The organism is Acinetobacter junii CIP 64.5 (assembly GCF_000368765.1).
Taxonomy (GTDB): domain Bacteria; phylum Pseudomonadota; class Gammaproteobacteria; order Pseudomonadales; family Moraxellaceae; genus Acinetobacter; species Acinetobacter junii.
The window spans coordinates 397,330-411,504 of sequence record NZ_KB849655.1; the positions used below are offsets into that span (position 1 = coordinate 397,330).

Consider the following 14,175-nt stretch of genomic DNA (forward strand, 5'->3'; position numbering starts at 1 on the left):
AGCAAGATACAGGACTACATGAAAAATATGGAAATATAGAAAACTTTAAATTAAGAAAATCAGGTTGGTATTCTGGGGATAGTCAAGAACCTACTCCATATTATTACTATCATTTCTATATCACAGGAAGTCTTAAAGATGGAGTAATTGAGTTGATAATTTACCAGAACCAAGAAAAATATGTAGTAAAATACATAAAATAAAGAAAATTTAATTCACAAAATCAACAACTTAAAAAAATAACCTAAAATAACCCCCTTAAATTTTCTTTCGCTTTTTGCTCAAAATTCTGTTGAAAATATTCCGTTTGATACAGCGGTTCAGTCTGATAAAAATGCGCTAGAACTTGTTTTCTTTTAATCAAATAAATATCTGGATCTATCCAAGCATATTCCTGTTGAATCTGCTGCTCATACTCCGCAAAACGCTCTGGCGAAGCCGCTAGAATCGCTAAGTCAATATCCAGTAAGAACTGTAAATCAAGCTCATCCGTTGCTTTATGCATTTGGGTTGCGAGAATCCATCGCTTAATCTTTTGAACGATATCTATTGATAAATCTTGAGACAAATACTGCTCGAATAGCTCTGCACTTTTCAATTCATTATCTTTTGCTTGTGGATCATAAAGTGCATCGTGGAACCAAAGTGCTAAAGCAACCGCATACGCATCATTTAAATCAGCTCGAATCAAATCAAGAAAGACCAGACATTCATACAAATGCTGGAGCGTATGATAAGCACGTTGCTTTTCACTATAGGCAGCAATCAACTTGTTAAAAATTTTCTGCGGTTCAGAAAAATGATAATGCCGATGCAGCTCAAACCATGATTTTTCTAATACAGTTAAATATTGCTGCATTACTCATCCTTATTGGATTTCCTTATTAAGCCACTTTGCTAATGACTCTGCATCCTTACGCTCAAGAAAGAGCTGATACAAAGTGCAAGAACCAAACTCATGTTTTAGTTCCTGCTGACGTACAGGGTGATTACCAAATCGAAAGCGCCGAGTACCATCACGATCTAAAGGCAGTGCATACACCCCATAACTACGAGGTTCTGTCAGATGCCCTTTGATTCGGACTTGATCAAGCGATATAGCATTTTTCAACAAATGTTCTTTGGTTAACATCCCATCCCGCCCAAGGCAAATCTAAGCTGCGTGCTGTTCATCTCGCTTAAAGACCAACTCTTTATCCGATGAACTTTCAGCATCAAAGTAATACCCTTCACTATCAAATGCTTTTAATTGTTCTACTTGGCTTAATTTATTTTCAATCAAGTATCTTGCCATTAGACCACGCGCTTTTTTCGCATAGAAACTAATGACTTTATATTTCCCGTTCTTCTGATCCAAGAATACAGGCTTGATAATTTCTGCCTGAATTTTCTTTTCATTCACAGATTTATAATATTCGTCAGAGGCCAAATTTACCAATAATTTTGCATCAATTTCAGCTAAATCTTGGTTAATTTGATCTGTGATAATACTACCCCAAAATTCATATAGATTATTACCACGTGTATTTTTTAATTTAGTACCCATTTCTAAACGATACGGCATCATCAAATCCAATGGGCGTAACAAACCATAAAGACCAGACAACATGCGCAAATGCTGTTGGGCAAAATCAATATCTTGATCTTTTAAATGATAAGCATATAGACCTGTATACACGTCACCTTTAAATGCAAATAAAGCTTGGCGTGCATTGGAAAAATTAAATTCTGCATTCCAATCACGAAAACGCTCTACATTTAAATTGGCGATTTTTTCACTCACGGTCATTAACGATGCAATTTCTGTTGCCGAAAGTTTGCGACATACATCTATCAATTGTTGTGATTGCTCTAATAAACGAGGCTGTGTATATGTGTCAGTCGGTAAAGCAGTTTCATAATCTAGTGTTTTCGCTGGAGAAATTAAAGCAAGCATAATCAATCAGAATAAATTTATCTTGGTGAAACTATATCAGTTGATAATTTTTAATGCCAATTCGTGTTCTCGTTCAGTTTTATCGGTAAAATAGTGGATTCTTCCATTATCCATTGCGTATCTTATGTCTGAGCAAGTATTCATCCAAGGTCCTGTTGGTCAAATTGAAATGTTTGTAGATCAACCCCAAGGTGAAATTACAGGTTTTGCTGTCGTCTGCCATCCACATCCTTTGCAAGGTGGTACACCACATCATAAAGTCCCTGTTTTACTGGCTCAGATTTTTAATGAAATGGGTTGTGTCGTTTATCGCCCTAGCTTCCGTGGTTTGGCTGGTAGTGAAGGTGTTCATGATCAAGGTCATGGCGAAACTGATGATATTATGGCTGTGATTGAATATGCCCGTGCAAAACATGCTGGTTTAACTTTTTATGCCGGTGGTTTTAGTTTCGGTTCTCATGTATTAGCTAAATGCCAAGCACAACTCAGTGAAGAGTTACGTCCAAAACAATTAGTGCTCTGCGGTTTACCAACAGGCTCAGTGGTGGATTTACGTCATTATAAAACCCCTGCAATTGACGGCGATATTTTATTCGTACACGGCGAGCAAGATGACATCACCCTGCTCTCTGATATGATCGCATGGGCAAAACCACAAAAACATCCAATCACGATTCTGCCAGGTGCCAATCATTTCTTTACAGGTTATCTAAAACAGTTGCGTCAAATTATCACTCGTTTTTTAAAAATCTAGACTTAACAACAAATTACTAAGAAAAATATACGCCTTTTGAATCCAATGTCTATTATATCAGTTTAGATGTACAGGCATTTAGGTTCTTAAATAATGAAATTAAATAAAAAACAGGGACTTTTTTTAAAGCAAACCATTGAGCATTGGCAACTACAAGGTACGATTACACCTGATGTTGCCAATGAATTAAATCAGAGTTTTTCGATTCGGCCTTTTGACTGGGAACGACTCGCAAAATATTCATTCTGGATCTCGATGATTTGTACAGTGATCGCAATAGCCGCTATCACACTTGATGATTATTTGATGAAGTTGATTGAAAGAATCTTTATAGATTCCAAAATTATTCCTTGTCTGGTTTTTGCTGCTGTTGCTATAGTTTTTTATGGCTTTGCCTATCGTCGACGTAAAACCAAACCCTTACATCAATTTAGCAATGAAGCGATTATTTTTGCAGGCGTGCTTTCTACCGCAGCATCTGTCGCCTATTTCGGTCAAGTGATTGATACAGGCAGTGGGCATTTCTCTTTGCTATTCCTGCTGTCTACAATTATTTATGCCGCCCTTGCCTTTTCGTTTCCATCTAAACTGATTTGGGTGTTCTCGCTACTTTCACTCGGTTCATGGTTTGGGACGGAAACTGGCTATATGTCAGGTTGGGGAGCCTATTACCTAGGCATGAACTTCCCTTTACGATTTGTCTTTTTTGGCGGTGCCTTGATTGGCTTAAGCCAGATATTTAAACGCTATGCGCATTTTAGAGACTTCGCCCATTCAACTTATGTCATGGGACTGCTTTATCTATTTATTGCCTTATGGATTCTCTCAATCTTTGGCAATTATGGTGATTTGAATAGCTGGTATAACGTTAAACAATATGAACTCTTGCATTGGGGTGTGCTTTTCGCATTTATTGCCATCATCGCGATTGTTTATGGTTTAAAACATGATGATGCTACCTCACGCGGTTTTGGTATCACCTTCTTATTTATTAATCTCTACACCAAGTATTTTGAGTTCTTTTGGAATGGCATGCACAAAGCCATTTTCTTTATCTTGCTCGCTGCATCTTTCTGGTGGATTGGCCGACACGCCGAAAAACTTTGGAATTTAGAGTTTCTACCAGCTCAGTCACAAATAAAGAAAGACCATCCCGTTGAATAATTACTGAAAATCACTCCAACTCAAGCCAAACCGAGCCAAATACTTTTTGACTCGGTCGCTATCATTTGTGGTGTTGCGTTGCTGGCGTGAAGCAGCAAATAGCTGCCGTCCAGCATCAGCCATCGACTTGGCATTTTCACAAACTTGGAGTACGCCACGCAGCTGAATCTGATCAAACTCATCAATCTCACTCAATTGTGTTTGATCTAAATATTTGAGCAAAATATCTACGTCTTTAGATTGGTTTTGTATGGTTTGAATCGACCATAACTGCTTTAAACGCTGAATCTCTTTTTCTACCGTTTCCGAACGAATCAACTCACCACTGGATAATGTCGCTAACCGCGTCACACTGGCGGTTAAATCTCGAAAATTCCCCTGCCAAGATGCTTGTTTAGACTTGGCAAATTTCAAATATGCATCAAGGGCATCACGTTGAAATCGTAATTGACGCTGATGATTTACAGCAAAACGTTGCAACTCAAATTCAATATTCGGGGCAATATCTTCTATTCGATCTTTAAGATTGGGTAAAAAGAATGTCCATGTATTCAACCTCGCCCATAAATCCTCACGAAAACGACCTTCTTGTACCTCTGTTCTCAGGTCTTTATTTGTCCCTGCAATCAACTGAAAATCTGCCTGAACCTCTTTATCACTTCCGACTGGAAAAAAAGATTTATCTTCGAGTGCCTTGAGGAGCATCGCTTGTTCATCTAACCCAAGCTCGCCAATTTCATCCAGAAATAAAATACCTTGATCAGCACTTTTTAATAAGCCTGTTCTTGAAGCCGCTGCCCCTGTAAAAGCTCCTTTAATATGTCCAAATAAACTCGACATAGCACTATCACCACGAAGCGTCGCACAGTTCACATCAACAAAACGCCCACTTAAATGAAAGTTGTCTTTCTTTAACTGAAAAATTTGTTTGGCTAAATGCGATTTACCCACACCTGTTGAGCCCATAATCAAAATCGGCGCACTTGAACGTGTTGCTACCAACTCAACTTCTGTAATCAGTTGATTGAATTCAGGGTTATAGGTTGAAATATTGGCTTTCAACTGTTGCCAGTTTTGTTGTTGCTCATCTTCAAAGCGTTGCTTTAAAACATCATATCGGGATAAATCTAGATCAATAATGCGATATTCACCTTCTGGCGTTTTCTGTTGATTGGGTGCACTTTGAATCAGCTTTGCAGGTAAATAATTGGCATCGACCAGTAGATACCAACAGATTTGTGCAACGTGTGTACCTGTGGTGATATGTAAAAGATAGTTGTTCTTTTCAGTATCAAAGGGATAACTTTTAACAAAGTCATATAGCGCACCATAAACCTCAGCAAAATCCCAAGGATCACGGATACTCACGCGCTGACCCGACACCGTAGTCGATGGCGACACATCCTGAGCATCTTCAGCAATAAATTTGACTAAATTATGATGTTGGCGATCATGTAATAGCACCAATTCATCTACAATAAGATCTTCATGCATCAGAAGGCTTAGCGTCGGACGCCAGCGTTGCCATCGGTCAGGACGCTTTCCTTGATCCAAGGTAGAACCCACAAAGCCAATTACGACAGTTTTCTTTGCATTCAGCATAATTTCTATAATATTTTATAAATGTCTATCATATACAATACGTATTTAAGTGAAAAAATCCAACAATATGCTTCATTTTACTTTTTTAGGCACATCTTCTGGTGTGCCCACTCTAACACGCAACGTTTCTGCGCTAGCCATCCGCAACAGCAAGAATAAAGACTGGATATTGGTCGATGCTGGTGAAGGCACACAGCATCGCATTCAACAGGCTAAACTTTCATTACAGAACTTAGTTGCGATCTGCATTACCCATGTTCATGGTGATCACTGTTATGGATTAGTTGGTTTATTGGCCAGTGCAGGTATGAATGCCCGTACTGCACCTTTAACCATTATTGCCCCAAAAGAAATTCAACAATGGATTGAAGTTACGGCCCAATTAACGGATTTACATTTGCCCTATCCACTCAATTTTATCAATGTGAATGAAGCCGTTCAAATACTACAGATAACAGATGAACTTTCAATTCAAGCCCATCCACTCAGTCATCGTGTACCCAGTTTTGCATTTAGTATTATTGCGCAATACACCCAAAAGAAATTAGATACTCAGGCTTTAATTCAACTCGGCGTAGCAAAAGGCAAAGTTTGGGGCGATTTACAGCAAGGCTTAGACGTCCAGTTAAATGAGCAAACCTTAAAAGCAGCTGATTTTTATTCAAACCCAAACGCAATGTGTACATGCGATTGTCGGTGGAGATAATGATAGCCCTGAGTTGTTGGCACAAGCTTGCCAAGATGCTCAACTCCTAATTCACGAAAGCACTTACACTCAAGCTATTTTAGATAAAGTGGGTTCAGGCCCAATGCATAGTTCCGCCAAAATGGTGGCTGAATTTGCACAAAAACATAATTTAGGCAATCTCATTCTGACGCATTTCAGTCCACGTCATCAGGACCAAATTGGACAAAGAGCAATTGCAGATGAAGTCCACCAATATTATCAAGGCAACTTTTATTTAGCTGATGATTTCGATCAATTTAGCTTAGATATGATAGGTCAACTTACAAAAATTGATAAATCTTAATAGATCACCTTATATTTGATCTATCAATAACATCCAAGGATAGACAATCTATCCTTTAAGATAATTAAATATCTTTTTAGATATACAAATATCGACAAAATCATCTACAAACATATTTTTTAAAAAATTAAAAATTTATTTTAATTAATTATCAATCACTTAAATTGGATTTAAATTAAATTTAAAAAGTTGGCATAGTCACTGCAATAGCATAAGTACACAACATCACTGGGATATTGTGAATATCACCTGCCTGCAAACGCTTGGCAGGCAGGCTTTGAAAGGAAAAATGAAAATGTCTGTCGTTGAACAAATTAACCAACAAGCTCAATTTGAACAAGAACAACAAAAACGTACTTATCAAGTTCTACAGAATGAAAAAGGCATGCCTGTAAAAATGTGGACCAATGGCGTAATTGTTGATGACAACTCAAAACAGCAGTTATTACAAACGGCTCAAATGCCTTTTATTTATAAATGGATGGCTGTGATGCCAGACGTTCACTTTGGTTTAGGTGCAACGATTGGAAGCGTAATACCAACCAAAGGTGCGATTATCCCTGCTGCCGTCGGTGTGGATATTGGGTGTGGAATGATGGCGACTCGTACCAGCTTAACAGCATCGGATTTACCAGATAATTTACATGCTTTACGAACCGAACTTGAACGCTTGATTCCACATGGAATGACCAAACGTGGACGAGATAAAGGTTCTTGGGAAACACCACCTGAAATGGTAGATCAAGCTTGGGGAGGTTTGGTTGCAGACTTTGAGTTGATTTGTGCTAAACACCCTCGCCTAAAAAATACCAACAACCGCAAGCAGTTGGGAACTTTAGGTACAGGAAATCACTTTGTAGAAATCTGTTTAGATGAACATGATCATGTCTGGATTATGTTGCACTCAGGTTCTCGTGGTGTCGGTAATGCCATAGGTAACCATTTTATTGAGCTCGCACGCAAAGATATGCAGAAGCACTTTATTAACTTACCCAATAAAGATTTGGCATATTTAGTTGAAGGAACTGAACATTTTGATGATTACTGGTTTGCTGTGGGTTGGGCACAACGCTTTGCCATGAAAAACCGTGAAATCATGATGCAATCAGCGATTAAAGCTTTAGCAACGATTATTCCAAAACCTTTTAATGCCAAATTGGAAGCGGTGAACTGTCACCATAATTATGTGGAAAAGGAAGAACATTATGGCGAAGAAGTGATGGTCACTCGTAAAGGTGCTGTCAGCGCCAAACTTGGACAATATGGAATTATCCCAGGTTCAATGGGCGCCAAGTCCTTTATTGTTCGTGGTCTTGGAAATCAGGAGTCATTTTGTTCATGTTCACATGGTGCAGGACGAGTGATGAGCCGTGCTGAAGCAAAACGTCGATTCACTGTTGAAGATCAGATTACCCAGACTGAAGGTGTGGAATGCCGTAAAGATGCGGCTGTGATTGATGAAATTCCATCGGCGTATAAACCGATTGAAGATGTAATGAATGCACAAAAGGATTTGGTTGAAGTGGTTTATACATTACGGCAAGTGGTTTGTGTTAAGGGATAGATACCTGAGCACAACCAGAAGGTGAGCATATGTTTGTCCAATTAGATCATTTGAAAACCAAAGATTTACAATCTAATCTTGATGCCATACAAGCCGTATTTGAAGTTTTATTGTTTGATTTCACACATCAAACAGAATCTTCCAATACGCTGACTATTCATCAACAGATGCTATTGAATTGTGAAAGTTTAGCCTTAGAAAGAACGTCAGACTTGAACTCACTAGCCATAGAGGAATTAGATCGCAGCCTAGTAAATCTTAATTGTTTGGACAAACCTAATCTATTTTCTGGACACAATTGGTTTTTAAGCTTGTTAGAGGCAATCATTGATCCACCCTATGGAACAACCCTTGCCCAGTCTAATCGAGTAGCATTCTTCAAAACATTCACGCAATTATGTCTTTTAACTGAAAAAGACTGTGAAATATATGATTGGGTTGGCTACCCAGGTAGTGGTCGAGATAACGATTCCGAATGGAATGATTATTTTGAACCCGGCCGAGAATGGTGGGGGAATTGGTGCCTAACTGTCTACTCACCACAGCTAAAGAAAGGCTGTTTACTACTTGCCAGCTCAACAGATTAAAGAATAAATTTTTTAGGAAAATAAAAGATGAAACTCGCAGAAGCATTGTTACTTCGAAGCGATCAACAAAAAAAGCTCGCTTCATTAAAACAGCGGATCAACGCCAATGTATTGGTACAAGATGGTGATGAACCGAGTGAAGATCCAAATCAACTGATCAAACAGGTATTTGCTTTAACCCAAGAAAGCAATCAGTTGATTTGCCGTATTCATTTAACCAATGCGCAAGCAAAATTAGAGGATGACAAAATATTGCTATCCCTATTAAGCTTGCGTGATAGTTATGCTGAACAGCATAAGATTCTCGTTGATGCGATTGCCAATACCCATCGTGAACCAGATCGTTATAGCTCACGTGAGATTAAATGGAAGAAAGTTATCCCTGTTTCTAGCTTGCAAAAACAGGCCGATGATATCAGCGCGAAACTACGTGATTTAAATATCAAGATACAGGCAGCCAATTGGCAGATTGATTTAGTCGAATAGACAACAGATTTTGTGAATTTAGTTCACAAGCACAGTTTGGACATACTGGGCGAGTACAAGATCCTGCATTACTCCGATCTGAGGGATTGAAAATAATTCAGGCGGCTATGGCAGCATGTGAGCCGTGCATCAATCTTCACTGATTAGGCTCAGCATCATGTACCTAGCAAACCTTTGCCGAAAGCAAAGTCACGCGTTACTTTGCATTACCATGTACTGACAGTATGTTCATTAAATTACAAAATAAGGAAAATAGAAGTGAATAAAGCTTTGGCAAATATGCCAGCAACCATCCAGATTGATGGCTCACAAGGTGAAGGTGGTGGACAAATTTTAAGAACTGCCCTTGCCCTTTCGATGATTACAGGTCAGGCATTTGAATTAATCAACATTCGTGCTGGGCGTAAAAAGCCAGGCTTAATGCGTCAGCATTTAGTCTGTGTACAGGCATCTCAACACATCAGCCAAGCTTATGTAGAAGGTGCTGAACTGCATAGCCAGCGTTTGTACTTTTCTCCACAGCATGTACAGAGTGGAAAATACCAATTCCAGATTGGTTCGGCAGGGAGTACAACACTGGTTTTGCAAACTCTTTTACCTGCTTTGTTATTGCAAAATGAAAGCAGTGAACTCACAATTTCCGGAGGTACACATAACCCGCTTGCGCCAACGGCAGATTTTATCGAGCATTGCTTTTTACCAGCATTAGAAAAACTTGGAATAGGGGTCGAGTTTAAATTAAATAAAGCAGGTTTCTTCCCGATTGGTGCTGGTGAAATTCAAATCAAGATTCAGCCTTGGCAACATAGAAACAAACTAAATTTATTAGATCGTGGTACTTTGCAAAGCACTGAGGCTTTTGCAGCTGTACTCAACCTTTCCGAAGAAGCACAAATTGCACAACGAGAACTGGCAACGTTAAATAAAAGATTGAAATTAGATACTCAGCAGCAATTCCATTTAAATGGCATCAGTCAAGGCAATACAGCGTATGTCAAAGTTGCACATCAACATCACGTTCAGCTATTTACTACTTTAGGTGAAATGCGCAAAAGTGCAGAACAAATAGCCAATCATTTGGCGGAACAGGTGAAGCAATATATGGAGTCTAATGCTGCTGTCGATGAATATTTAGCGGATCAGTTGCTATTACCTTTGGCATTGGTGCAAGGTGGTGAATTTACCGCACAATGTATTAGCGAACATACCCGCACACAAGCCGTGATGATTGAAAAATTTATTGATTGTGAAATTGAATTTATTGAACTAGACAAAAATCTATTTCAAGTGACAGTCAAAGTTTAAGAAGCTCAATAAAGAGCTTCTTTTCTATAAAAATTTATCTTACAGATTCCAAAGCCGTGACCAGTAACTTCCAGCACTTCTCTACCGTATCTACCTTAACTCGTTCACCTGGTGCATGCGCACCTTGAATATCAGGACCAAACGATACCATCTGTAAATCTGGATAGTGTTCAGCAATAATTCCACACTCCAAACCTGCATGTATAACTTTTAAATTCGGCTCAATTTCAAATGCAGATTGATAAGCTTGTTGCAGACATTTCAACGCAGCTGAATCGGGATTTGGTGTCCAACCTGAAACTAAAGGTGTTAACTCGGATTGAATACTAAACTTTGCAAAGTGCAGTTGGATATTCTGGGCAAATGTTAGTGCTTCTTGGTTCACCATCGAACGAACCATAATTAAAGTTTTCGCCTCATCTTTAGTGAGTTTGACCACACCAATATTATTCGAGGTTTCAACCACATCAGGTAAAGCACGACTCCACTGTGAAATACCATATGGACACGTTGCCAATGCCTGCAACCAAGCTTGTTGCTGTTGTAAGATAATAACTTCATTTATCTGATTAGCATTCTGCTGCACGATGATTTGCAACTGATCATCAATGCCTTGTAACTTTTTTTGCCATTCAGCTTGTATCCCAGCAACTGCTTTTTCTAGCTCAGGTAATTGTCCCGATTTAATTGCAATTGTTGCTACAGCTTCACGTGGGATAGCATTACGAGCTGTTCCACCGATAAACTCAACCAATCGTCCATTTGTTTGCGATAAATAATCATTCAGGAAATTGGCTAAAATCACATTGGCATTTCCACGCCCCAAATGAATATCAACACCTGAGTGACCACCTTTCAATCCAGATACCAACAGATCAACAAAAATCAAATTTTCAGGTGCTGCTTCATATTCAAGTTGATTTACTACCTCTAGATCAATACTGCCTGCGCAGCCAAGATAGAGCTCACCCCATTCTTCGGTATCAATATTAAATAACCATTGCCCTGTTAAAACACCCGACTCAAGCAAACGAGCACCGCTCATTCCTGCTTCTTCATCAATAGTGAGTAGGACTTCAATCGGACCATGCGCAACATCATTTGATTCTAATACAGCAAGTGCAAGTGCTACTCCGATACCATTATCAGCACCCAATGTCGTGTTTTCAGCAATAAGCCAGCCATCTTTTAATACAGGTTGAATGGGATCTTTAAAGAAATCATGTTGAGTACCACGATTTGCCTGAGTCACCATATCTAAGTGTCCCTGTAAAATCACACCTGCAACTTGCTCTCTACCCGCTGTAGCAGCTTTTCGAATAATTAAATTACCAATGTCATCAACATAGGTTTCTAGGTTGCGCTGTTCCGCCCAATCTTTTAGATGTTGTCTTAACTGTTGTTCGTGTTTTGATGGTCGTGGAATCGTACACAAAGTCTCAAAATGTCGCCAAACCACTTGGGGAGATAGTTTAGAAAAATCAAACTGTATCATACAGTTATACTCACAAAAATAATGTATATGATGGATTTAAATATACTTAAATCATTAAAAAGTAAATATTCAATCAACGTAAATTTAGTTTATTTCTTAGCTTAAAACTTACGTCGATTTTTAATAAAAGTGATCAATCATTTCTTAGTAAACTAAAAAATGATAACTAAATTTCACGAACCAAGCGGAATCCCCACATGATCGAACGTGCTTGAGAAGTTACATAAGCATTTCGATAGGCTGTTCGAGCATTATAAGTGTTGTATATCCATGCACCTCCACGTAACACAGGGAAATTACATTGTCCGTTATTCTCCTCACCCCAAATACGATTAGCTACAGATGCATTCTCATAATTTGGGTGCCAACAATCATCTACCCACTCCCGTGCATTTGCTGTCATATCGTATAAACCAAAGTTGTTTGGTATAAACTTCCCAACAGGTGAGGTATAATCATAGCTATCAGTACAATTAAATAAGTTCCACGAGCTTGTTTGTGGCAATGCAGAAACTGTGGTTGGATCTAACACATTTACATATTTACAAGCTTGATCTCGATTCAAATCATCACCCCAGTAAAATGCAGTCGAAGTTCCTGCACGAGCAGCATATTCCCATTCGACCTCTGTAGGTAAACGGTAGGTTTGCCCTGTTTTTTTGGATAACCACTCTGCAAATGCTCTCCCATCTTCTCGGCGTACACATACAACTGGATCTTGCGGCGTTTGGTTCATACCTGAGTTAGTTGGGTTTAAATCATCTCGATACCACATATTAAAAACCCCATCACGTGCTTCCCAATTACGACAGCCTTGTACCTGCCAGCCAGTCTCCTTTTGAAATGCTTGAAACTCTGCAAGGGTTGTTTCATATGTAGACATAGCAAATGGCTTTTCGATTCTCACCATGTGTTGAGGCAATTCATACGGTCGCGACTGAGCAGGAACATTTTGTTGTTGTTGCTCTTGCAGATTTTCACCCATCAAAAAACTACCAGATGGAATAACCGTCATTTCTGGACAAAAACTATCCGAACAATCTTTAAACTTTGATTTTTCTGGTGTTGCTTCATTAATATTTGTATGTGTTAAAGCTGCTAATTTAATTTTAGGATTCATATTAGGGGGATTATTTATTTGACGAATCAATAAATTTATAGTCCCTTGCCATTCGCTTAACATCTCTCTTAACATCGCTGGTCTTTCAATACTTACCCCTGTGCCGTCATAATCTGGAGCATAACATATAGCTCTTAATGTAGTGGACTCTTCAGTAAGCTGGATAAGTTTTGGAATAATTTGCTGTTCCAATAACAAACTTAAGTTATTTGTACTATTAAGCTTTGTTCTTAATTCTAAAGCTGATTTCTCAGCAATCTCTGCATCATTTATCACCTTGAATAAACACTATCACATTGATTTTCTTGCCATACTAAATTTTGACTAAGTGTTTGTAGTGACGAAATTGTTCCATCGACTAGTTTTTGGTTAGAAGCATTGTTAGTAGTATTTTTATCATCGCTATTACATGCCGCAAGTAAAGAAACGAACAATACACTAAAGCCTTTAAGATAATTACTAGATATAGTGGTCATATTAATTCTCTGGAAAAGTATTATGAATTAAAGAAGGAGATTGAGTAATTCTTTGTTAAAAATCATTTTTAAATTAATAGAAAAGTAGCTCAAAATTCAAACACTATTATTTTTTTCCTTTGTTAATTTTTATTAAATAATGTCACTATAAAAATAAATATTTCTAATTAATATTAATAAAAAAGTGGATCAACAGATTTGTTATCCACTTTAGATATATAGAGCTAAAAAATATGTAATTAAGATTTCCAAACAAAATCAGAAAAACTATGTTCAGCTTTTAAACTATTTACAACAGCTTGAGCTAATTGACGAATAATGCTTTGTGTCTCTATACGTTCAAACCATGCTTGTTCTTGCTGTGGATTGGCTGAAATTTGACACAAGATATGTCCTTCCACATCTTGCTGAGAACATAAAATAGAGAGTGGCAAATGATGGTTATCTATACGAACTTCAATCTTTTGATGTTCATGTCGAATGTGTTGAGCATCAAAACCATATTGTTCTAATTGCTTATACAATAACGCTGCTACATACTCTTGAGTAATGTAACATTCATTCGGTGGATGATCGATCAATCCATGTTTTGGGCAATCTGCTATTAATTGCAACGTTCTCATGGCATTCCCTCTATTTTTATGTTTTTTAACTC

12 protein-coding genes and 2 pseudogenes are annotated in these 14,175 nt (G+C 38.2%); 7 read left to right on the forward strand and 7 right to left on the reverse strand.

From position 1 onward, the window contains the following. Nucleotides 1-244 precede the first annotated feature (244 nt). Genes F948_RS07645 through yaaA form a run of 3 tightly spaced genes read right to left on the reverse strand, consistent with a single transcriptional unit; the run spans nt 245 to nt 1,936 of the window. Nucleotides 245-859: an HD domain-containing protein gene (locus F948_RS07645; RefSeq protein WP_004962252.1), complete on the reverse strand. Its 615-nt coding sequence runs from the start codon at nt 857-859 to the stop codon at nt 245-247. A gap of 9 nt (nt 860-868) precedes the next feature. Beyond that, a complete protein-coding gene (locus F948_RS07650; protein ID WP_004962254.1) occupies nt 869-1,132 on the reverse strand; it encodes a hypothetical protein in 264 nt (87 codons plus the stop codon). 21 nt (nt 1,133-1,153) lie between these two features. Further along, the gene (gene yaaA, locus F948_RS07655; protein ID WP_004962257.1) at nt 1,154-1,936 is read right to left on the reverse strand and encodes a peroxide stress protein YaaA; all 783 of its coding nucleotides are present in this window, start codon (nt 1,934-1,936) and stop codon (nt 1,154-1,156) included. A 124-nt stretch (nt 1,937-2,060) separates the two neighbouring features. Here yaaA and F948_RS07660 point away from each other — a divergent pair, with 124 nt between their 5' ends. Both F948_RS07660 and F948_RS07665 read left to right on the forward strand, forming a co-directional pair. Beyond that, nucleotides 2,061-2,690 carry an alpha/beta hydrolase gene (locus tag F948_RS07660; protein ID WP_004962259.1) on the forward strand — a complete coding sequence of 210 codons (630 nt, stop codon included), beginning with the start codon at nt 2,061-2,063 and terminating at the stop codon, nt 2,688-2,690. Between the two features lie 93 nt (nt 2,691-2,783). Further along, nucleotides 2,784-3,854, forward strand: coding sequence for a hypothetical protein (locus tag F948_RS07665; RefSeq protein ID WP_004962263.1), 1,071 nt, complete (start codon nt 2,784-2,786; stop codon nt 3,852-3,854). On the opposite strand, the gene rtcR is transcribed toward F948_RS07665, so the two are convergent. Then, nucleotides 3,855-5,456, reverse strand: a complete 1,602-nt coding sequence (gene rtcR, locus F948_RS07670; RefSeq protein ID WP_004962265.1) for an RNA repair transcriptional activator RtcR — start codon at nt 5,454-5,456, stop codon at nt 3,855-3,857. 67 nt (nt 5,457-5,523) lie between these two features. Here rtcR and F948_RS07675 point away from each other — a divergent pair. The 5 genes and pseudogenes from F948_RS07675 (at nt 5,524) to rtcA (ending at nt 10,429) form a co-directional block, all read left to right on the forward strand. Then, nucleotides 5,524-6,487, forward strand: a pseudogene (locus F948_RS07675) (ribonuclease Z). 295 nt (nt 6,488-6,782) lie between these two features. Beyond that, on the forward strand, nt 6,783-8,051 hold the full coding sequence (locus F948_RS07680; RefSeq protein ID WP_004962276.1) for an RtcB family protein: 1,269 nt from the start codon (nt 6,783-6,785) through the stop codon (nt 8,049-8,051). Between the two features lie 29 nt (nt 8,052-8,080). Then, on the forward strand, nt 8,081-8,638 hold the full coding sequence (locus tag F948_RS07685) for a hypothetical protein (RefSeq protein WP_004962279.1): 558 nt from the start codon (nt 8,081-8,083) through the stop codon (nt 8,636-8,638). A 27-nt stretch (nt 8,639-8,665) separates the two neighbouring features. Next, entirely contained in the window at nt 8,666-9,124 is a 459-nt protein-coding gene (locus tag F948_RS07690) for a DIP1984 family protein (RefSeq protein WP_004962281.1), read from the forward strand. A 258-nt stretch (nt 9,125-9,382) separates the two neighbouring features. Further along, nucleotides 9,383-10,429: an RNA 3'-terminal phosphate cyclase gene (rtcA, locus tag F948_RS07695; RefSeq protein WP_004962284.1), complete on the forward strand. Its 1,047-nt coding sequence runs from the start codon at nt 9,383-9,385 to the stop codon at nt 10,427-10,429. Nucleotides 10,430-10,463: 34 nt separating this feature from the next. On the opposite strand, the gene F948_RS07700 is transcribed toward rtcA, so the two are convergent. The 3 genes and pseudogenes from F948_RS07700 to F948_RS07710 form a co-directional block, all read right to left on the reverse strand. Next, nucleotides 10,464-11,924: an aminoacyl-histidine dipeptidase gene (locus tag F948_RS07700; RefSeq protein WP_004962286.1), complete on the reverse strand. Its 1,461-nt coding sequence runs from the start codon at nt 11,922-11,924 to the stop codon at nt 10,464-10,466. 166 nt (nt 11,925-12,090) lie between these two features. Further along, nucleotides 12,091-13,520, reverse strand: a pseudogene (locus F948_RS07705) (formylglycine-generating enzyme family protein). A gap of 239 nt (nt 13,521-13,759) precedes the next feature. After that, entirely contained in the window at nt 13,760-14,143 is a 384-nt protein-coding gene (locus F948_RS07710; protein WP_004962290.1) for a hypothetical protein, read from the reverse strand. Nucleotides 14,144-14,175 lie beyond the last annotated feature (32 nt).